General features: G+C 74.0%; 21 protein-coding genes. 14 read left to right on the top strand and 7 right to left on the bottom strand.

Translation table 11 applies throughout. From position 1 onward, the window contains the following. The first annotated feature begins 11 nt into the window (after nucleotides 1–11). Together AB0873_RS27385 and AB0873_RS27380 are read left to right on the top strand one after the other, a co-directional pair. Entirely contained in the window at nucleotides 12–1,070 is a 1,059-nt protein-coding gene (locus AB0873_RS27385) for a type III polyketide synthase (protein WP_366603238.1), read from the top strand. A 25-nt stretch (nucleotides 1,071–1,095) separates the two neighbouring features. Then, entirely contained in the window at nucleotides 1,096–1,344 is a 249-nt protein-coding gene (locus tag AB0873_RS27380; protein ID WP_366603237.1) for a hypothetical protein, read from the top strand. Nucleotides 1,345–1,494: 150 nt separating this feature from the next. Here the strand turns inward: AB0873_RS27380 and AB0873_RS27375 are convergent, their stop codons facing one another. After that, a complete protein-coding gene (locus tag AB0873_RS27375) occupies nucleotides 1,495–2,184 on the bottom strand; it encodes a hypothetical protein (RefSeq protein WP_366603236.1) in 690 nt (229 codons plus the stop codon). A gap of 328 nt (nucleotides 2,185–2,512) precedes the next feature. Between AB0873_RS27375 and AB0873_RS27370 the strand changes: the two genes are divergently transcribed. The 4 genes from AB0873_RS27370 to AB0873_RS27355 are packed head-to-tail and all read left to right on the top strand — an operon-like array spanning nucleotide 2,513 to nucleotide 5,306. Next, nucleotides 2,513–2,998: a CarD family transcriptional regulator gene (locus tag AB0873_RS27370; RefSeq protein WP_012015454.1), complete on the top strand. Its 486-nt coding sequence runs from the start codon at nucleotides 2,513–2,515 to the stop codon at nucleotides 2,996–2,998. A 56-nt stretch (nucleotides 2,999–3,054) separates the two neighbouring features. Continuing rightward, nucleotides 3,055–3,750, top strand: a complete 696-nt coding sequence (ispD, locus tag AB0873_RS27365) for a 2-C-methyl-D-erythritol 4-phosphate cytidylyltransferase (protein WP_366603234.1) — start codon at nucleotides 3,055–3,057, stop codon at nucleotides 3,748–3,750. 37 nt (nucleotides 3,751–3,787) lie between these two features. Beyond that, nucleotides 3,788–4,270, top strand: coding sequence for a 2-C-methyl-D-erythritol 2,4-cyclodiphosphate synthase (gene ispF / locus AB0873_RS27360; RefSeq protein WP_366603233.1), 483 nt, complete (start codon nucleotides 3,788–3,790; stop codon nucleotides 4,268–4,270). A 10-nt stretch (nucleotides 4,271–4,280) separates the two neighbouring features. After that, nucleotides 4,281–5,306: a tetratricopeptide repeat protein gene (locus AB0873_RS27355; RefSeq protein ID WP_366603231.1), complete on the top strand. Its 1,026-nt coding sequence runs from the start codon at nucleotides 4,281–4,283 to the stop codon at nucleotides 5,304–5,306. A gap of 62 nt (nucleotides 5,307–5,368) precedes the next feature. On the opposite strand, the gene AB0873_RS27350 is transcribed toward AB0873_RS27355, so the two are convergent. Next, the gene (locus AB0873_RS27350) at nucleotides 5,369–6,535 is read right to left on the bottom strand and encodes a cupin domain-containing protein (RefSeq protein WP_366603230.1); all 1,167 of its coding nucleotides are present in this window, start codon (nucleotides 6,533–6,535) and stop codon (nucleotides 5,369–5,371) included. Between the two features lie 80 nt (nucleotides 6,536–6,615). On the opposite strand from AB0873_RS27350, the gene AB0873_RS27345 reads away from it, so the two are divergent. The 7 genes from AB0873_RS27345 (at nucleotide 6,616) to AB0873_RS27315 (ending at nucleotide 13,197) form a co-directional block, all read left to right on the top strand. Then, complete coding sequence (locus AB0873_RS27345) at nucleotides 6,616–7,488, top strand: hypothetical protein (RefSeq protein ID WP_366603228.1); 873 nt, start codon at nucleotides 6,616–6,618, stop codon at nucleotides 7,486–7,488. Between the two features lie 151 nt (nucleotides 7,489–7,639). Next, complete coding sequence (gene fahA, locus AB0873_RS27340) at nucleotides 7,640–8,839, top strand: fumarylacetoacetase (protein WP_366603227.1); 1,200 nt, start codon at nucleotides 7,640–7,642, stop codon at nucleotides 8,837–8,839. Nucleotides 8,840–9,126: 287 nt separating this feature from the next. Next, nucleotides 9,127–9,336, top strand: coding sequence for a DUF397 domain-containing protein (locus AB0873_RS27335; protein ID WP_155329949.1), 210 nt, complete (start codon nucleotides 9,127–9,129; stop codon nucleotides 9,334–9,336). Nucleotides 9,337–9,441: 105 nt separating this feature from the next. Next, complete coding sequence (locus AB0873_RS27330) at nucleotides 9,442–9,909, top strand: SRPBCC family protein (RefSeq protein ID WP_155329950.1); 468 nt, start codon at nucleotides 9,442–9,444, stop codon at nucleotides 9,907–9,909. 107 nt (nucleotides 9,910–10,016) lie between these two features. Next, nucleotides 10,017–11,270, top strand: coding sequence for a PQQ-binding-like beta-propeller repeat protein (locus tag AB0873_RS27325; protein ID WP_366603225.1), 1,254 nt, complete (start codon nucleotides 10,017–10,019; stop codon nucleotides 11,268–11,270). Between the two features lie 285 nt (nucleotides 11,271–11,555). Next, a complete protein-coding gene (locus AB0873_RS27320) occupies nucleotides 11,556–12,098 on the top strand; it encodes a hypothetical protein (protein ID WP_366603223.1) in 543 nt (180 codons plus the stop codon). A gap of 130 nt (nucleotides 12,099–12,228) precedes the next feature. Then, nucleotides 12,229–13,197 carry a hypothetical protein gene (locus AB0873_RS27315; protein WP_366603222.1) on the top strand — a complete coding sequence of 323 codons (969 nt, stop codon included), beginning with the start codon at nucleotides 12,229–12,231 and terminating at the stop codon, nucleotides 13,195–13,197. Nucleotides 13,198–13,260: 63 nt separating this feature from the next. On the opposite strand, the gene hisC is transcribed toward AB0873_RS27315, so the two are convergent. Genes hisC through hppD form a run of 4 tightly spaced genes read right to left on the bottom strand, consistent with a single transcriptional unit; the run spans nucleotide 13,261 to nucleotide 17,098 of the window. Further along, nucleotides 13,261–14,364 (bottom strand): histidinol-phosphate transaminase, encoded by a 1,104-nt coding sequence (gene hisC, locus AB0873_RS27310; RefSeq protein ID WP_366603220.1) that lies wholly within the window; start codon nucleotides 14,362–14,364, stop codon nucleotides 13,261–13,263. Then, nucleotides 14,361–15,293, bottom strand: coding sequence for an RDD family protein (locus tag AB0873_RS27305; protein WP_366603219.1), 933 nt, complete (start codon nucleotides 15,291–15,293; stop codon nucleotides 14,361–14,363). Before AB0873_RS27305 ends, hisC begins: the two co-directional genes overlap by 4 nt. Before the next feature lie 22 nt (nucleotides 15,294–15,315). Further along, nucleotides 15,316–15,882, bottom strand: a complete 567-nt coding sequence (locus AB0873_RS27300) for an RDD family protein (protein ID WP_366603217.1) — start codon at nucleotides 15,880–15,882, stop codon at nucleotides 15,316–15,318. Nucleotides 15,883–15,892: 10 nt separating this feature from the next. Beyond that, nucleotides 15,893–17,098, bottom strand: a complete 1,206-nt coding sequence (gene hppD, locus AB0873_RS27295; protein ID WP_366603215.1) for a 4-hydroxyphenylpyruvate dioxygenase — start codon at nucleotides 17,096–17,098, stop codon at nucleotides 15,893–15,895. 137 nt (nucleotides 17,099–17,235) lie between these two features. On the opposite strand from hppD, the gene AB0873_RS27290 reads away from it, so the two are divergent. Continuing rightward, nucleotides 17,236–17,736: an Lrp/AsnC family transcriptional regulator gene (locus AB0873_RS27290; protein ID WP_366603214.1), complete on the top strand. Its 501-nt coding sequence runs from the start codon at nucleotides 17,236–17,238 to the stop codon at nucleotides 17,734–17,736. 35 nt (nucleotides 17,737–17,771) lie between these two features. On the opposite strand, the gene AB0873_RS27285 is transcribed toward AB0873_RS27290, so the two are convergent. After that, nucleotides 17,772–18,761 (bottom strand): helix-turn-helix domain-containing protein, encoded by a 990-nt coding sequence (locus tag AB0873_RS27285; RefSeq protein WP_366603212.1) that lies wholly within the window; start codon nucleotides 18,759–18,761, stop codon nucleotides 17,772–17,774. Between the last annotated feature and the right edge of the window lie 56 nt (nucleotides 18,762–18,817).

Here is an 18,817-nt window from a genome sequence, read left to right as displayed (position 1 = left end):
CACGACGAGAGGTGGGCATCGTGGCCGTGCCAGTGATCGCGGGTATCGGTACGGCACACCCGCCGTCGGCCGACCAGGCCGAGCTGTGGGACGGCTTCTTCTCGAAGCACTTCTCCGGCACCACCCGGGCGCTCGCCCAGCGCATCTTCGCGAACTCGGGCGTCAGCCGGCGGCAGGCCGCGGTCAACCCGCTGTTGGAGGACGTCTCCGACTGGCCGACCGAGCGGCGCATGCGCCGCTACCAGGTGGAGGCTCTGCCACTCGGCAAGGAGGCGGTGGGTCGGGCGCTGACCGCCGCCGGGCTGGCCGCCCACGACGTCGGGCTCTTCGTGGTTTGTTCCTGCACCGGGTACGCCACCCCCGGGCTGGACATCCTGCTCGCCCGGGACCTGGGCATGGCCCCCGGCACCCAGCGGATGTTCGTCGGTCACATGGGCTGCTACGCCGCGCTGCCCGGGCTCGGCGCGGCGAGCGACTTCGTGACCGCCCGGGGCCGGCCCGCGCTGCTGCTCTGCGCCGAGCTGACCAGCCTGCACATCCAGCCCTCCACGGCCCGGGTGGACACCCAGCAGATCGTCTCGCACGCGCTCTTCTCGGACGCCGCCGTCGCCGTCGTGGTCGTGCCGGGCGGCCCGGGGTACGCGCTGCGCGAGGTCACGTCGGTCACCGACACGTCGACGGCCGACCACATGACGTGGGACGTCACCGACACCGGGTTCCGGATGGGCCTGTCGCCGAAGGTGCCGCAGGTGCTGTCCGCGCACGTCCGTGGGCTGGTCGACGACCTGCTCGCCCGGCACGGCACGGCCCGGTCCGGGGTGGACGGCTGGGCGGTCCACCCGGGCGGCCCGCGCATCCTCAACGTGGTGGAGCGGGAACTCGCCCTGTCGGCGGACGCGATGGCCGCCTCCCGGGCCACGCTGGACACGCACGGCAACTGCTCCTCGCCCACGGTGCTGCTGATCCTGGACCGGTTGCGCCAGGCCGCCGTACCGCCCCGGCGGGTGGTGATGCTGGCGTTCGGCCCGGGCCTCACCCTGTACGCGGCGCTCCTCGAACAGCACGTCTAGGACCGACGGTCGCTACGCTCGGCGCATGGACGCCGGTGCGGCGGCCCGGTCGCGGGCGACGGGTGCGGATCCCGGGTACCGGCTGCGGGGCGCCGTTCTCGCGGTGGCGGCGCTGGCGCTGCTGGCGGCCGGCGGCGCCTGGTGGACGGCACGTGCTCCGGCGCTCGCCGCGACGGCTCCCGGACGGCCGCCGGGCCGCCCGGCCGCTCGGTGGTCCTCGACCCGCGTACCGGGATTCCCCTGCCGGTCGCCGACCCGGCAACCGGCCGGCTGACCCCGCCGGGGTGGCCCCGTCCGACGCCCGGCACCGTGGTCGAGCGCGTCGACGACCCGCTGCGGCGGCCCGGTCACCGCGACGGAGGTGACCGGGGTGGGCGGTCCGCCAGCGGGCCGGGCCGGCCGCTCCGGCTGGCAGTCCTCGGGATCAGCGGGCCAGGCCGGCCAGTTCGGGCTGGTAGTCCTCGGTCGACCGGACCTCGGGGACCACCTTGACCAGGGTCCCCGAGCGGTCCACCAGGAGTGCGGTGGCCACCCCGGTGCGGGCCGGCAGGTGCAGGAAGGCGCGGAGCCCGCCGGCCGGGTCGGCGAGCGTGCGGACCATCGTGCCGGTGGGCGGGGAAGGGACCCGGACGGCCGGGTCGGCGTCCACGGTGACCACGGTGACCCCGGGTGGCGCGACGGAGGCGGCGCCGGCCATCTCGTGGCCGCAGGCGCACCCGTCGACCAGGACGATGACCGCGGGCAGCAGCCCGCGCAGCGGCACCGGCCGCCCGTCGTCGACCAGGTCGAGCGCGGGCAGCGGACGCCCGGTCAGCCCGGCGGGCGGCGCGTACGGGGCCGGTGCCGACACCGACGGCGTCGCGCGGGGGGAGCGGGGCCAGGTGACGGCGACCAGACCGGCCACCGTGGTGAACACGGCCACCAGGAGCACGAGCAGGGGTACCGCGAACGGCGGTACCGGCCGGCGCGCGTGGCCCTGCGCCTGCCGGCGCAGTTCCCGGCGGACCTCCTCCGCCTCGGCGGCCAGCGCCGAGGCGTCGTCCGGTACGACCACCCGGCCCCACTCCGGCGGCAGGTCGGGCAGTCCGGGGCCGTCTGCGTCGGGCTTGCCCATCGGACCCCCTGGAGTTGTCTCGGTGAGCCTGCGGCGGGCTCCTCTCCAGCGTCCCCCACCGGGCCTCATGCCGCTACACCTGGGCGCGTACCCGCGCAGCGGGATATCATGAGGGTGAGCGCATCGCCCTTGATCCCGGGTTTCCGTCACCCGTACCGGGACGTCACATGGTCGTCACGGAGTGTGTTCGATTCTTCGGTCTGGCGGCCTGTCAAGCTGAAGAAATACCTCTCACAGGGCCCCTGAGCTGCGCCAACGGTCAGGACAGCGGTGAGACATCGGTGTCTGAGCGTGTTACCCTAGACACAGCGAAAGGGGTTTCGAACCTATGGTTTTCAGTGTCGGCGAGACCGTTGTTTACCCCCACCACGGGGCCGCACTCATCGAGGCAATCGAGACTCGGGTCATCAAGGGCGAGGAGAAGCAGTACCTCGTCCTGAGGGTCGCGCAGGGTGACCTCACGGTCCGGGTGCCCGCTGAGAACGCCGAGATCGTGGGTGTGCGCGAGGTGGTCGGCGAAGAGGGCCTCGGAAAGGTCTTCGACGTTCTCCGGGCTCCGCACACCGAGGAGCCGACCAACTGGTCGCGGCGTTACAAGGCGAATCTGGAGAAGCTGGCCTCCGGTAACCCGCTGAAGGTGGCCGAGGTCGTCCGCGACCTGTGGCGCCGGGAGCGGGAGCGGGGGCTGTCCGCGGGCGAGAAGCGCATGCTCGCCAAGGCCCGCGATATCCTCGTCGGCGAGGTCGCGCTGGCCGAGAAGAGCACCAAGGACGAGGCCGAGACGCTGCTCGACAAGGTGCTGACCGAGGCCTGATCCGCACCCCATCGTCCTACCCGATCCGCAGCGAAGAAACCACCGAGGACCGCGACGTGACCGCGCAGCTCAATCCGCGCGGTGACGTCGCGGTCCTCGTGCCTGCGGCCGGTGCCGGGGTACGCCTGGGCCCGGGCCGGCCGAAGGCACTGCGCCTGCTGGGCGGCGAGCCCCTGCTGGTGCACGCGGTCCGCAGGCTGGCCGCCGCGGCCTCCGTGCACACGGTGGTGGTGGCGGCACCGGCCGGCGAACTCGACGCGGTCCGCGAGCTCCTGGCCCCGGTGGCACCGGTGACCGTGGTCCCCGGGGGTGCCGAACGGCAGGCGTCGGTCGCCGCCGCGCTCGCCGCGGTGCCCGCCGGGCCGGAGATCGTCCTGGTGCACGACGCCGCCCGGGCGCTGACCCCGCCCGACCTGGTGGAGTCGGTCGCGGCGGCGGTCCGGGCCGGTCACGACGCGGTCATTCCCGTGCTGCCGGTCGTCGACACGATCAAGGAGGTCGGTGCCGGCGAACTGGTCCTCGGCACGGTCGACCGCGCCGCCCTGCGTGCGGTGCAGACCCCGCAGGGGTTCCGCCGGGCGGTGCTGGCCACCGCGCACGCCGCCGCCACCGACCCGCTGACCGACGACGCGGGCCTGGTCGAGAAGCTGGGCGTCCCGGTGGTGTGCGTCCCCGGCTCGGAGTACGCGCTGAAGATCACCCGCCCGTTCGACCTGGCCCTGGCCGAGCACCTGCTGGCCACCGGGGCGTGACGTCCATGTCGGCGAGACCCCGCGTACCCTCGGGGTCATGATCGTTCCGCGGGTGGCCATCGGCACGGACGTGCACGCCTTCGAGGCCGGCCGGCCCTGCTGGGTGGCCGGCCTGCACTGGCCCGACCAGGACGGCCTGGCCGGGCACTCGGACGCCGACGTGGCCGCGCACGCCGCGTGCAACGCGCTGCTCTCCGCCGCCGGCCTCGGCGACCTCGGCTCGAACTTCGGGGTCGGGCAGCCCGAGTGGGCGGGCGCCTCCGGCGTGGCACTGCTCACCGAGAGCGCCCGCCGGGTGCGGTCGGCCGGGTTCGCGATCGGGAACGTCTCGGTGCAGGTGATCGGGAACCGTCCGAAGATCGGACCGCGCCGGGACGAGGCGCAGCGGGTGCTGTCGGAGGCGGTGGGCGCGCCGGTCAGCGTCTCCGCCGCCACCACCGACGGGCTCGGCTTCGCCGGCCGCGGCGAGGGCCTGACCGGCATCGCGGTGGCCCTGGTGTACGAGGCTCCGGCCGCCTAGGCTCGCCGCGATGTCCAGCGACACCTCCGACCGTTCCGCCGCCGACGGCTACCTCCAGCGGGCCCAGCTCCTCGCCGAGCTGGGCCGGTACGACGAGGCCGCCGCCGAGCTGGGCTACGCGGTCGCCCTCGAACCCACCAACGCCGCGGTGCTGACCGCCCTGTCCCGGGTGCACCTCGCCGCCGGTCGGCCCGTCGACGCGCGTACCGCCGCCGACGGTGCCGTCGCCGCGGCCCCCGACTGGGTGCCCGCCCTGGTCGCCCGGGCGATGGCGCTCGCCGACCTGGAGGAGTACGCGGAGGCGGCCCGGACCGCCGACCGGATCCTCGCGCTCGGTCCGGACGACGCGTACGCCCAGCGCAGCGCGGCCGCCATCCTGGCCGGCTCCCGCAACGGCCAGCCGGCGCTGAACGCGGCCTGGCGAGGGGTGGAGCTGGCCCCCGAGGAACCGGAGGCCCACCTCGTCCTCGGCCTGGTCGCCGTCAACATGCAGATGTACGACCTGGCCGAGCGGGCGTACGCCGAGGCGCTGCGACTCGACCCGCAGCTCGCCGAGGCGCGGCACGACATCGGCGTGCTGCGGCTGGAGCAGCGTCGCTGGAGCGAGGCGCTGGAACACCTCGCGGAGGCCGCCGCGATCAGCCCGGGCCGGATCGACTCGGGCCGGACGATCTCCGTCGGCCTGCGCCAGCTCGTCGTCTTCGGCGCCGGCTGGTCGATGATCGCGGCCGTGCTGCTCGCCTGCCTCGCGGTGGGCAGCGACGGGACGTCGCGCGTCGCAGCGGTGTTCGCGGCGCTCGGCGGGGCGCTGCTGGTCTGGCGGTACGCGGCGAAGCTGCCCGGCCTGGCCCGGACCATCCTGCCCGTCCTGCTGCGCTCCGACCGCACCCTGGCCCTGGCCGTGTACGCGGCCGCCGCCGCGCCGGTGCTGATCCTGCTCTACGCGCTGGTGGGCACGCCGTGGCCGCTGGTCCTGGCGATCGCCGTGGCAACCGTAGCGGAACTCACGGTCCTCGCCCGTCCCGTCACCAGGTGACTCGACGTCGAGCTGCATCCCATCGACGAGCGCCGCGCAGCTGAGCCACAACCAGAGCGCCGCTACCCCCGGCGGGCCCAGGTCCAGGCGTAGGCGCCGTCCTCGCAGGTGGTGGCCGCGTCGCACAGGTCGAGCGGGCGGAACGTGTCGACCATGACGGCCAGCTCGTCGAAGAAGTCCACGCCGATCGAGCGTTCGGCGGCGCCGGGCTGCGGCCCGTGCGTGAAGCCGGACGGGTGCAGCGAGATCGAGCCCTGCTCGATGCCGGAGCCGCGCCGCGCCTCGTAGTTGCCGCCGGTGTAGAAGAGCATCTCGTCGGAGTCGACGTTGTGGTGGTTGTAGGGCACCGGGATCGCGTCGGGGTGGTAGTCGACCTTGCGCGGCACGAACGAGCAGATCACGAAGTTGGGACCCTGGAAGGTCTGGTGCACCGGCGGCGGCTGGTGGATCCGGCCGGTGATCGGCTCGAAGTCGTGGATCGAGAACGCCCACGGGTACATGTTCCCGTCCCAGCCGACCACGTCGAACGGGTGGTTCGCGTAGACGTACCGGGTCCATCCCCGACGGTGGCGGACCAGCACCTCCACGTCGGTGCCGTCGACCAGCAGCGGCGCGTCCGGTCCGCGGACGTCCCGCTCGCAGTACGGCGAGTGCTCCAGGAACTGGCCGCGTACGGACAGGTAGCGCCTCGGGGGGCCGATGTGGCCGGCCGCCTCGATGGTGAGCAGCCGGGCCGGCTCCGAACCGGTCGGGACGAGCCGGTGGATGGTCGACGTCGGGATGATCACGTAGTCGCCGGCGACCGCGTCGAGCACGCCGAACGTCGACTCGACGCGCAGCGTGCCGGACTCGACGTACAGGCAGTGGTCGCCGGTGGCGTCGCGGAACAGCGGGGACGGCCGGTCGGCCAGCACGTACGCGATCCGCACGTCGTCGTTGGCGAGCAGGTACCGCCGGTCGAGCACCGGGTCGGCACCGGTGGCGTCGAGCTTGTGGGTGCGCAGGTGGCGGGGCTTCAGCGGGAGGTTCGGCGTTCGGGTGAACGCCGGCGGGGTGAACTCCTCGGCGGCGACGATCGCGGTCGGCGCGTGCCGGTGGTAGAGCAGGGACGAGTCGGAGGAGAAGCCCTCCTGGCCCATCAGCTCCTCCGCGTAGAGGCTCCCGTCGGGCTGACGGAACTGGGTGTGGCGCTTGCGCGGCACATCGCCGACGCGGCGGTAGTACGGCATCTCGCCTCCCGGGGCCGATGGGCGTCCGATTATCGGACGCTATTGTCCGCTTCTTGTAGCGTCCCGTACATTGTTGTCTCGTGTCAACGCAGCTGCCCCGGCTCCTGGCCGGCCTCGTCGACGACGCCGCGGTTTTCCCGCCCGGCAGCGCCCCGCTGCCCGAGGCCGTCACCGCGCACCGGCGCCACCGCACCTCCTGGTACGCCGACCTGGTCGGCCCGTTGCTCGTGCCCGCCTCCGCGGTGACCGGGCGCGAGCTGCACCCGCTGGTCGACCCGGCGGAGGATCTGGTCGTCGGGCTGATCGGCGACACCGGGCTGGACGGCCTGCCCGCGACGCTGGCGGCGCTGCCGCCCGGCGTCACCGCCCGCCAGATCGAGGTCGGCGTGGCCAAGCGGGGCGAGGACCCGTTGCCCGGTCTGACGGAGTTGCTGAAGCTGGCCGACCGGTGCGAGGTCACCGCCGTCTACGCCGAGATCCCGCTGACGTTCGGGCTGATGGGCGCCCTGGACGCGCTCGTCGACGCCCGTGCCGCCGGCGCACCGGTGGCGGCGAAGTTCCGCACCGGCGGCCTCGCCGCCGAACTCTTCCCGACGCCCGCCGAACTGGCCGCCGTGATCTGCGCGTGCCGGGACCGGGAGCTGCCGTTCAAGCTCACCGCCGGCCTGCACCACGCGGTGCGGCACCTGGAGCCGGAGACCGGCTTCACCCACCACGGCTTCGCCAACGTGCTGGCCGCCACGCTCGCCGCCGCCGGGGGCGCCGGGGGCGCCGGGGTGGAGCGGGTCGCCGAGCTGCTCGCGGCGACCGACCCCCGGCCGCTGCTCCAGCCGATCGAAGGCGCCCTGCACGCGGCGCGTCCGCTGTGGGTCGGGTACGGCTCGTGCAGCATCCTGGAACCACTGACCGATCTGATCCGGCTGGGGCTGGTGAACGGGGGCGTTCAAGCATGAGCGAGCGTCAGCGAGCGAATCATCAGTGCAGGGCCGTGGTGCCTCATGACGGCACTGCTCACAGTCCGACCTCCGGCCGAGGCCGTGTCGATGCTGCGGCATCCACCGACGCGGCCGGAGCTCGGACCGTTCGGCGAAGCGGAGGGCCGGTATGAGTTGGGTGACGGGTGTCGAGGGTTCCCCGTACGGGGTGCACAACCTGCCGTACGGGGTGTTCCGCACGGCCGACCGCGGGCCGCGGGTGGGCGTACGCATCGGGGAACTCGTGCTGGACCTCGGCGGCGCGGAGGCGGCCGGCCTGGTGCTCGCCGCCGGGGCGCTGGGCCGCCCCCGCCTGAACGAGTTCCTGGCGCTCGGCCGTCCCCAGTGGACGGCGGTCCGGCAGCGGATCACCGACCTGCTGACCGACCCGGCCCACCGGGCGGCGGTCGAGCCGCTGCTGGTCCCGCTGGCCGAGGTCGAGCTGCTGCTGCCGTTCGAGGTGGCGGACTACGTCGACTTCTACTCGTCCGAGCACCACGCCGCGAACGTGGGCCAGATCTTCCGGCCCGGCCAGCCGCCGCTGTTGCCGAACTGGAAGCACCTGCCGATCGGGTACCACGGCCGGGCCGGCACGGTCGTCGTCTCCGGCACGCCGGTGGTGCGGCCGCAGGGTCAGCGCGCCACCCCGCAGGGCCCCGTCACCGGTCCTTCGGTCCGCCTCGACATCGAGGCGGAGGTCGGCTTCGTGGTCGGCGTGCCGAGCCCGCTGGGCCGGCCGGTCGCCGCCCGCGACTTCGCCGACCACGTCTTCGGCGTGGTACTGGTCAACGACTGGTCCGCCCGGGACATCCAGGCCTGGGAGTACCAGCCGCTCGGCCCGTTCCTCGGCAAGTCCTTCGCCACCTCGGTCTCGGCCTGGGTGACCCCGCTGGAGGCGCTCGGCGCCGCGTTCGTCCCGGCACCGGACCAGGACCCGCCGGTGGCCGACTACCTGCGCGACGAGCCGCACCTGGGCCTGGACCTGAGCCTCACCGTCGAGTGGAACGGCGAGCGCGTCAGCGAGCCGCCGTTCGCCACGATGTACTGGACCCCGGCCCAGCAACTGGCCCACCTGACCGTCAACGGGGCGTCGCTGCGCACCGGCGACCTGTACGCCTCCGGCACGGTCTCCGGTCCCGAGCGGCACCAGGTCGGTTCGTTCCTGGAGCTGACGTGGGGCGGGACGGAGCCGGTGAAGGTGGGCGGCGGGGAGACCCGGACCTTCCTGGAGGACGGGGACACGGTCACCATCACCGCCACCGCGCCCGGCCCGGACGGCACGACCGTCGCGTTCGGCGAGGTGACCGGAACCATCCTCCCGGCGCACTGACCCGGCCACCCTCCCGGCGCGCCGGGCCGGCCCGTCCGCCCGGCCCGGCTCCGACACCCGGACGCCGGGCGCGGCCGACCGTCGCCCGCCCGATCATCCTGACGTACGCCCCGTCCGTCGGGTCCCGCCGATGGGACGCGTCGTCGCACAGATCGTCCGATGGACACCCGCACCTCCCGCGTTTGATCGACCGGATTCCGTCGCTGTGCCGCGCCGGGCCGGGCCCGATCCTCCCCCGTCGGTCCCGGCCCGGCTGTCGGCTGGCGTCCGACGACAGGAGGGTGAGGATGAACGATCTCGCGGGCGCGGTCTGGCGTACCAGTAGCCGCTCGAACGACCAGGGCCTCTGCGTGGAGGTGGCCGACAACCTCGTCGACGCGCTCGGCGTGGTGGCCGTACGCGACTCCAAGGACAGGTCCGGCCCCACGCTGGCGGTGAGTCCCCCGGGGTGGACGGCGTTCGTGCGGGCCATCCAGGCGGGACAGTTCCACTCCTGACCGTCCACAGCCGCGCGCCGCGAGGGGCCTCCCGGGACGGAAATTCCACCCGAGGGGCCCCGTTCCGCGTTCACCCGGCGTACCGTCGACGCCACGGGAGGTGGCATGTCGACTGTGTCGGTGACCCGGTCCATCGAGGCGCACGCCGTTGATGTCTGGCGCCTGCTCACCGACCTGACCGTCCGCACCCGGGCCACCCGAGGCGTCGAGGTGCTGACCGCGGGCGGGTTCGGCCCCGGCACCACCTGGCGGGAGATCCGGTCGCGACCCGACGGGTCCGCCCTGATCGAGGAGTTCGTGGTGATCGCCATGGAGCCGCCGCGACGGCTGGTGCTCAGCTCACCCGGTGCGGGGGTCGACTACCGGGTCACCTGGACGTTGCGCCCGGTCCGCCGGCGCGGTCGCGGGTGCACGCAGGTCACCGTCACGCAGGAGGCGGTCCCCACCGCGCCGTACGGGCGGGTCGTGGCACTTCTCCTCGGCGGGCTGGCCGCCCGGGCGGTCGAGGGCGCCCTGCGCCGGGACCTCGCCGACCTCGCCGCCGCCACCGGCGCCACGAGCGAGGCCGCCTGACAGAGCCGCGGGGATCTCCCACGCGGGCCCGCGATCCCGGGCCGGCCCGTGCAACCTCACCGTTGCCGGGCGCGTCGCGCTGGGTAGGGTGCCGGGCGGAGGTGCGCATGGGGTTCCCGAAGGGCCGGCGACGGGTCGTCCTCGTGGCGGCGGTCCTGCTGGTCGCCGTCGCGGTCGCGGCCACCGTCTGGCGGGTGCTCGCCCCGGCCGAGGTCAGCACACCGGCGCGGGACGCGTACCCGGCGGCCCCGAACCCGGACCCGCGGGTGGTCGCTCGGCTGCCGGTGGCCCCGCTGGTCGTCGACGGCCGGCTCCGGGTGTACGCGGCACAGCGCCAGGTCTACGCCGACCGCCCGGTCGACCACCGCTACCGGATTACCCCGTACTGGTCGTACCGCCGCTGGCCCGCCGAACTGGCCGGGGTGGTGGCGAGCGGGACCACGGTGGTGAGCCGCTGGTCGGACGGCCTGCTCGTGGCCCTGGACGCGCGGACCGGCCGGGTCGCCTGGCGGGCGGAGGGGCCGGTTCCGGCGCGGATGCCGGCGGTGCGGCGGACCGGGTCGGCGAGGGTGTGGAACCCGGAGGGCCTCTTCGTCGCCGCGGTCCCCGGTGGCGGGTCGGTGGTGGTGGCCGCCGGTGGTGACGCGTTGACCGCCGTCGACCTGACCGACGGGCGGCGCCGCTGGGACGCCGGGGTCGGTTCCGGCTGCCACGACACGGTCGGCACCACGGCGGGGGGCCGGCTCGTGAGTGTCGACCGGTGCGAGGGACCGGCGACGGTCGAGTTCCGGGACGCGGGCACCGGCACGGTGGGCCGCCGATGGCGCCCGGCGGGCGCGGGGGACGCGCTGGTCGCCACGCCGCTGGGCTGCCGTACGGGCCGGTCCGGCTGTGCCGGCCTGCGCACGGACGCCGGGTCGGGCGACGGCGCGGGCCGCGGGTGGCTGTTCGGCGACGGCGAGCCGACGGCCGCACCCGCCCTGGACCGGGCGGACAGTGTGCTCGCCGGTGACACCGCGATCGGGACGGTCGGCGGCAGCCTCGTCGGCCGCGATGCGCGGACGGGTGCCGAGCGGTGGCGGCGGGACGTCGGCGGGGCGCGGGTGCTCGCCGTCGAGCCGGACCGGGTGCACCTGGTGACCGACGCCAACGGCTTGCGGACGCTGGACGCGGCCACCGGGTCGCAGCGCTCGTGGTTCACGCTCACCGCCGGATCGGACGGAACGTCGTGGGCGCCGGGGGCCGTGTACGCGGTGGACGGCTACGTGGCGGTGGAGCGGCTCCGCGAACCGGTCGACCCGGAGGCGGACGATCAGCGCTACTTCTTCACCGCCGAACCGGTGCTGCTCGCCGCGACGTGACTGTCGCCACGCCCGGCTCGACAAAGCGGACATAAGTTACCTATAGTCCCACTGTGCGTCTCCTGACCGCCCCGAACAGTCCGGTCCGCGCTCACCGTCGGCGTGGACATCACCGTCCCGGCCGCCGTCGATCTCAGGTGCGCTGGTCGCCGACGGTCCGGATCGCGATCCCCACCGGGATCGTCGCCGGCACCTATCGCGGAACCATCACCCACTCTGTCACCCGAAGAGTGTTTTGTCCGAATGATGCCCTCATGGGAGTTTCGGAGACCTAGCGTAACGCTCATGAGGAAGCCACTTCTGACCCTGACCGCCGCCGCGGCCGCCGCGGTGGCCCTGGCGAGCCCCGCCGCGGCCGCGCCGTCCGGCGACACGATCGTCACCTTCACGGTCGCCACCGCCGACCTGAACATCACCGTCCCCGCCGCCGTGAACCTCGGCTCGGTCTTCGCCGGCAACAGCATCACCGGCGAACTCGGCAACGTCACGGTCACCGACGAGCGGGCGGCCCTGACCGCCACCTGGACCGCCACGGTCTCGGCCAGCTCCTTCACCACCGGTTCCGGCACTCCCGAGGAGACGATCGTGCCCGGCCTCGTGGAGTACTGGTCCGGCCCGGCACTCGCCACCAGCGGCACCGGCATCTTCGTCCCGGGCCAGCCCAGCCAGGCCGACGCGGTGACCCTCAGCGTCCCCCGGACCGCCTTCGCCAAGACCTCCGGCAGCGGCAACAACTCCGCCACCTGGGCTCCGGACATCCGGATCGCCGTCCCGAACACCGCGGTCGGCGGCACCTACTCGGGGGTGATCACCCATTCGGTGGCATGACCCGGCCCGCGCCCTCGCCCTGGCGGTGACCGTCCTGGTCACGGCCGGGGCGGCGGCTTTGCTCACACCAACCGCTGCGGCAGCCTCGCTGATCCGGGCCGGGGCCGAGCCCGCGCCGCGGGAGGCCGACGTGCCGGCGACCGCCGGTCGCTCCGGGGCGCCACAGCCCACCGGCGCGCCGAGCCCCAGCGGCCCGTCGGCGTCGGTCGGGATCCGGCTCCTCGATGCACCCGTCAACCGGCGCGACGACACCCGGGCGCACAGGTACATCGTCGACCACGTCAAGCCGGGCACCACGATCAAGCGCCGCGTCGCCGTGAAGAACTCGTCGGACATCGACCGGCCGGTCGCCCTCTACGCCGCCGCCGCGGAGGTCACGGCGACGGGCTTCGTCTTCGCCCCGGACCGCACCGAGAACGAGTTGAGCAGCTGGATCCGGGTCGAGCCCGACGAGAAGACGCTCGCGCCCGACCAGGAGATCGAGGCGCTGGTCACCATCACCGTGCCGCGCAACGCCGAGGCCGGCGAGCGGTACGCGGTGGTCTGGGCGGAGGTCTCCGGTGCGGGCGACCGCAATGTGCGGCAGATCGGCCGGGCCGGCATCCGCGTCTACCTGTCCGTCGGCCCCGGCGGGGAGCCGCCCTCCGGCTTCGAGGTGGGTCCGCTCACCGGCAGTCGGGAGGCGGACGGCACCCCGGTGGTCACCGCCGAGGTGCGCAACACCGGCAGACGGGCGCTCGACCTGGCCGGCGACCTGTGGCTCACGGACGGGCCGGGCGGGCTGTCGGCCGGCCCGGTGAAGGCCGAGGCGAAGACCCTGCCCCTGGGCGGCAGCGCCACGGTCCGCGTGGTCCTGGACCGGCGCCTCCCCGACGGGCCGTGGTCGGCGAAGCTCGACCTCGCCAGCGGCTGGACCCGCCGCTCCGTCACCGGAACGGTCACCTTCGGGGCGGCTCCGGCGACGGTCAGCGTCGCCGCCGACCGGTCCGACGAGGTCCTGACCGGTGGCCTGGTCACGTCCGGCCTGCTGCTCGCGCTGTTCGCGGTGTACGCGTACCGGCGGCGGACCCGGTTCCGGCCCACTGTGCCGGCCGCCTGAGAAGACGTCCGGGCCGGTCCGCAGGGGGATGGCGGACCGGCCCGGTACCTGCACCTCGGGGCGTCAGCCGAGCGCCGACTCCGCCGCAGCCAGGAAGGCGTCGTTCTCGGCCGGCGTGCCGATGGTGACCCGCACCCCGTCGCCGGGGAACGGCCGGACGATCACGCCGCGCGACTCGCACGCCTTGCCGAACTCCACGGCCCGGTCGCCGAGCGGCAGCCAGACGAAGTTGGCCTGGCTGTCCGGCACGTCCGGGACGAGCTTGCGCAGCGCTTCGGTGACCCTGCCCCGCTCGGCCACCACCAGGGCGCAGCGGCGCTCCACCTCGTCGGCCTGGGCCAGCGCCGCGAGCGCGCCCGCCTGGGCGGCCATGCTGGTGGAGAAGGGCGTGACGACCTTGCGGACCGCCGCCGCCACGTCGGGCTGGGCGACCAGGAACCCGATCCGCAGACCGGCCAGCCCCCACGCCTTGGAGAGCGTCCGCAGCACCGCCACGTTCGGCCGGTCGGCGTAGCTGAGGCCGTCCGGCACCTCCGGGTCGGTGACGAACTCCCGGTACGCCTCGTCGATGACCACCAGCACGTCGTCCGGCACCGCGTCGAGGAACCGGTCCAGCTCGGCCCTGCGCACCGCCGTACCGGTGGGGTTGTTCGGGTTGCAGACGAGGATCATCCGGGTCCGGTCGGTCACCGCCGCGGCCATCGCCGGCAGGTCGTGCCCGTGCCCGGCGTCGTTGAGGACGCGTACGCTGGTCGCGCCGCTGGTCGCCGCGATGATCGGGTACGCCTCGAACGAGCGCCACGCGTAGAGCAGTTCGTCACCGGGCAGGCAGGTGGCCCGCACCAGGTGCTCGGCGAGCGCCACCGACCCGCAGCCCGTGGCGATCCGGTCCGGGTCCACCCCGTACCGCTCGGCCAGGGCCTGGCGCAGCGCCACCACACCCATGTCCGGGTAGCGGTGCACCCCGGCGGCGGCCTCCGCGACCGCCTCCACGACGCCGGGCAGCGGGCCGTACGGCACCTCGTTGCTGGCCAGCTTGATCGCCTCCGGCAGGCCCAGCTCCCGGGCCAGGTCGGCCGGGCTGCGGCCCGGTACGTAGTTGGGCAGCGCGTCCAGGTCGGGGCGGGTCAGCCGCAGCGCCGGCTGGGGACGTCCGGTGTCGGTCATGGGGTGTCTCCCGGGGGTGTGGTGCGGTCGTTCTTCGGGGCGGGGGTACGGGGAAGCTGGACCACCACGGTCTGCGCCCGCTTGTCGTGCAGGGCCTGCCGCATCGGGTGGTCGAAGAGCGGGGAGACCGCGTCGAGGAGCTGGAGCAGCAGGCCCAGGCCGCAGCAGTACCACAGCAGCGTGGGCAGGCCCAGCGTGTTCCACCGACGTAGCGCCCGGCCCACCCCGAGTGGCTGGTCGGCGGCGAGCGGCACGGCCTTGATGCCCACCAGCCGCTTGCCCAGCGTCTGCCCGCCGGCGGCCATCGGCGGCACCTCGTACGCGAGCCACAGCGCCGTGGCGATCAGCAGGATGACCACCAGCAGCGACTCCGCCTGCGCGCCGGGCTGGGGCAGCGGCTCGGACGTCATCTCCCCGCGCTCCACGCGCCGCCACCACTCGGCGAAGGTGGGCCGGAACTCCTGCGCCAGGCGCCAGACGAACCAGCCGTTGACGGCGGCGTTGAGCGCGAACACGACGGCGAAGTCGATTAGCCGGGCGACCAGCCGCGCCCCGTACCCGGCCAGCGGAAGTCCGTGCGGTCGGGGCTCCGGCGGCCGCCCCGGCCAGGCACCGGGCGGCCAGCCGGGCGGCACGGCGTACCCCGGTGGGGCGGCGTGCGGCGGCCAGCCGCCGGGGTGCGGCGGCGGACCGGCCCCGGGCCCGGCCGGGCCGACGTGCCCGGCGGGCGGGTGGCCGGGGGCCGGGGAGACCGGTCCGGGGGCGGGCGCGGGCGGCGCCGGCGGCGCGACGGCGGGCTCGGCCGGCGGGGGACCCTCCGGCGGGGTGGCGTCGACCGGGATGGGTGCGCCGACCCAGCCCTCACCGTCCCAGTACCGCCGGGTGTCCGGGTCGGCGGGGTCCACGTACCAGCCGGGTGCGACGCTCACCGGGCCGCCTCGTTGCGCTCGTTCACTCGGCAACCTTAACGACGACGGTTTCCGCGAACTTGTCGTGGAGGCATTGCTGCCAGGGCTTGTCCCACAGCTGCCAGAACCCGTCGACGTAGCTGAGACCGGGGACCAGGGTGCCGGCGAGGTACTGCACCAGCCAGCGCCGGCCGACCGTGCGCCGGGTCAGCGGCCGGGCCGGATCCAGCGGGACGACCCGTAGTCTCATGATCTTCTTGCCGAACGTCTGGCCGTCACGCCGCAGCAGGTACTCCACGTGGTACAGCCAGTACAGGGCGACCACCAGGACGAACAGCCCGACGTAGGCCAGCGCTGCGTCGACCAGCCACGCCACCAGTCGATCGGGGAAGCTTGCGAGCGGCTGCCCGTTCGGGGCGAGCGTCGGAGGCGGCGGCACCGGCCCGGGCGGTCCGGCGTACCCCGGGGGCGGGGCCCAGCCGGGCGGCGCGACGGGCGCCCACTGGGGCGGCACCGCGTACCCCTGGCTGCCGGCGGGCGGTAGCGAGCCGCCGGCGGCGGGCGGGTGCCCACCGGCCGGCGGCGTCACGTACGACGGAGGCTGCGTCACGCGGACAGTGTTACAGGTTGCCGCGCTTCTCCTGCTCCCGCTCGATGGCCTCGAAGAGCGCCTTGAAGTTGCCCTTGCCGAAGCCCAGGGAGCCGTGCCGCTCGATCAGCTCGAAGAACACCGTCGGGCGGTCCTGCACCGGCTTGGTGAAGATCTGGAGCAGGTAGCCGTCCTCGTCGCGGTCGACCAGGATCTTGCGGGCCTTCAGCTCCTCGATCGGCACCCGCACCTCACCGATGCGGGCGCGCAGCTCCGGGTCGTCGTAGTACGAGTCCGGCGTGTCCAGGAAATCGACGCCCGCCGCGCGCATCGCGTCGACGCTGGCCAGGATGTCGTTGGTGGCCACGGCGATGTGCTGGGCACCGGGGCCCTGGTAGAACTCCAGGTACTCGTCGATCTGCGACTTCTTACGGGCGACCGCCGGCTCGTTCAGCGGGAACTTCACCTTGCGGGTGCCGCTGGCGACGACCTTGCTCATCAGCGCCGAGTAGTCGGTGGCGATGTCGTCACCGACGAACTCCGCCATGTTGGTGAAGCCCATGACGCGCTTGTAGAACTCGACCCACTCGTCCATCCGGCCCAGCTCGACGTTGCCGACCACGTGGTCGACCGCCTGGAAGAACCGCTTCGGCTGGATGCCGGCGTCGATCATCGGCTGCCGGTCCACGATCGGGCCGCGCGCCACGAAGCCGGGCAGGAACGGGCCGCTGTAGCGGGACCGGTCGACCAGGGTGTGCCGGGTGTCGCCGTACGCGGCGATCGCCGCCATCCGGACGGTGCCGTGCTCGTCGCTGACGTCCTGCGGCTCGACCAGGCCGGTCGCGCCCTGCGCGGTGGCGTGCGCGTACGCGGCGTCGACATCCGGCACCTCCAGGGCGATGTCGGAGACGCCGTCGCTGTGCTTCGCCACGTGGTCGGCGCCCTCGGCGTCCGGGCGGACCGCGCCGGTCAGCACGAACCGGGCCGAGCCGCTGGTCAGCACGTACTGGGCGCGGTCGCGGTAGCCCTGCTCCGGCCCCCGGTACGCCACGCAGGTCATGCCGAACGCGGTGGAGTAGTAGTGGGCGGCCTGCTTGGCGTTGCCCACCAGGAAGTGGACGTGGTCGAGCCCCTTGACCGGGAACGGGTCGTGGCTGATGTCGTGGTCGACGGCGCCGACCAAACGGTCGACGTCGACCTCCTCGGTCGACTGGGGTCGGTCGATCGCCTGGGTCATGGTTGCCTCCCTCGCGTACCGGCCGGCCGCGCGGGCCGACGCTGTGCTCTTCCCGCGAATATCGCCGTGCGCGGGCTCACTGGGCAACTGTCCCGGTTCTGGCTGGTCAGGTTGCACAAGGAGTAGGGTCCTGACCCGTGAACACTGGTCAGGATGTCCAGCTCGACGCGCTCGACTCGCGGTTGATCGAACTGCTCGCCGAGGAACCCCGGATCGGCGTGCTGGAGTGTTCCCGCCGCCTCGGCGTGGCCCGGGGCACCGTGCAGGCCCGCCTCGACAAGCTGGTCGAGCGGGGGGTGATCGGCGGTTTCGGGCCGGACGTGTCGCCGGCCGCCATCGGGTTCGGGGTGACCAGCTTCGTCACCCTGGAGATCAGCCAGCGGCACGGCCACGACCCGGTCACCGCCCACCTGGCGGCGATCCCGGAGGTGCTGGAGGCGCACACCATCACCGGCACCGGTGACCTGCTCTGCCGCATCGTGGCCCGGTCCAACGCCGACCTCCAGCGGGTGATCGACCAGATCGTCTCGTACGAGGGCATAAGGCGGGCCTCGACGATCATCGCCCTGGCCGAACAGATCCCCTACCGAGTCCTCCCCCTGGTCCGCTCCGCGGTGCAAGGAAGGGCCCCCTGTTAACGCCTCCGGTAGTAGAAGGGTCCCTTGTTAACGCCTCAGGGCGTAGCGGCCAGGGCGTCGCCCAGCGGGGTGCGTCGGTAGAGGACGGCGCGGCCGGTTCGGGTACGCGTCACCAGGCCGGACTCGCGGAGCACCGACAGGTGGTCGCCCGCCCCGCCGAGGCTCAGGTTGAGCTGAGCGACGAGCTGGCTCGTGGTCGCGGGTACGGCCAACGCCCGCAGGATCGTCGCCCGGGCCCGGCCGACCAACCGGTCCAGCGCCTCGTCGGGGCGGGTCGGGTCGGGTGGCCCGAGGAGCTCGGCGACCCCGGAGGCCCGGTAGACGATGGCGAACGGCCAGGGCCGCTGGACGTAGTTGATCATCATGCCGAACACGGTGGGGACGAGGAGCAGCCCCTGCCCGGCCAGCGTGTACGTCTCCGGATCGCGGTCGGCCACCTCGATGTACCCGACCGCCCCGCCGGGCACCCACCGCAGCCGGGGGTCCAGGCCCGCGACCGCCGACCCCCAGCCGTACGCCAGGAGGCGCCCGGCCCGGTGCAGCAGGTCCCGTTCCAGGACGGCCCGCAGGCGCGGCCAGTCCGGCTCCACCAGGGTCGTCCAGGCCGCCTCGATGCCGTCCGCGAGGCGGTCCACCACGTCCGGGGAGTCGTAGATCCGGCGGGCGTACGCCGGTGGGGTGCGGTGCCCGGCGAGATTGCAGGCCAGTTCCTCGCGGGCCTGCGCCAGTGGCGTCGCGCGGACCACCGCCAGTTCGTCGGCGAAGTCCCGGCCGGTGCCGTCCGGCGGCGGGTGGATGAAGTCCGCGTTGTACCCGCCCCGGCGCAGCAGCGCCAGCAGCGCCCCCACCGCCGGCTGTTGCCGCCGCAGTCGCTCGTACGCCGGCCGCACCCGGGTCACCCAGGGAGCCAGGCCGGGGGCGGTGTTCTGCCCGGCGCAGAGCCGGAGCGCGAACATCGCCTCACCGAGGGGCGAGATCGCGAACCGACTGGCCGCGACGTCGGCGGAAGTGACCTCGATCCGCACCGTCACCTCCTTGTTTCGGCCAGCAGCGAAAGGATAGAGGGGGTTTCGGTGAGCCG

Origin of the sequence: Micromonospora sp. NPDC047707 (genome assembly GCF_040704235.1) — a bacterium.
Classification (GTDB): domain Bacteria; phylum Actinomycetota; class Actinomycetes; order Mycobacteriales; family Micromonosporaceae; genus Micromonospora.
The sequence above is the reverse complement of the archived record's forward strand: the minus strand, read 5'-3'. Positions and strand labels throughout refer to the sequence as shown.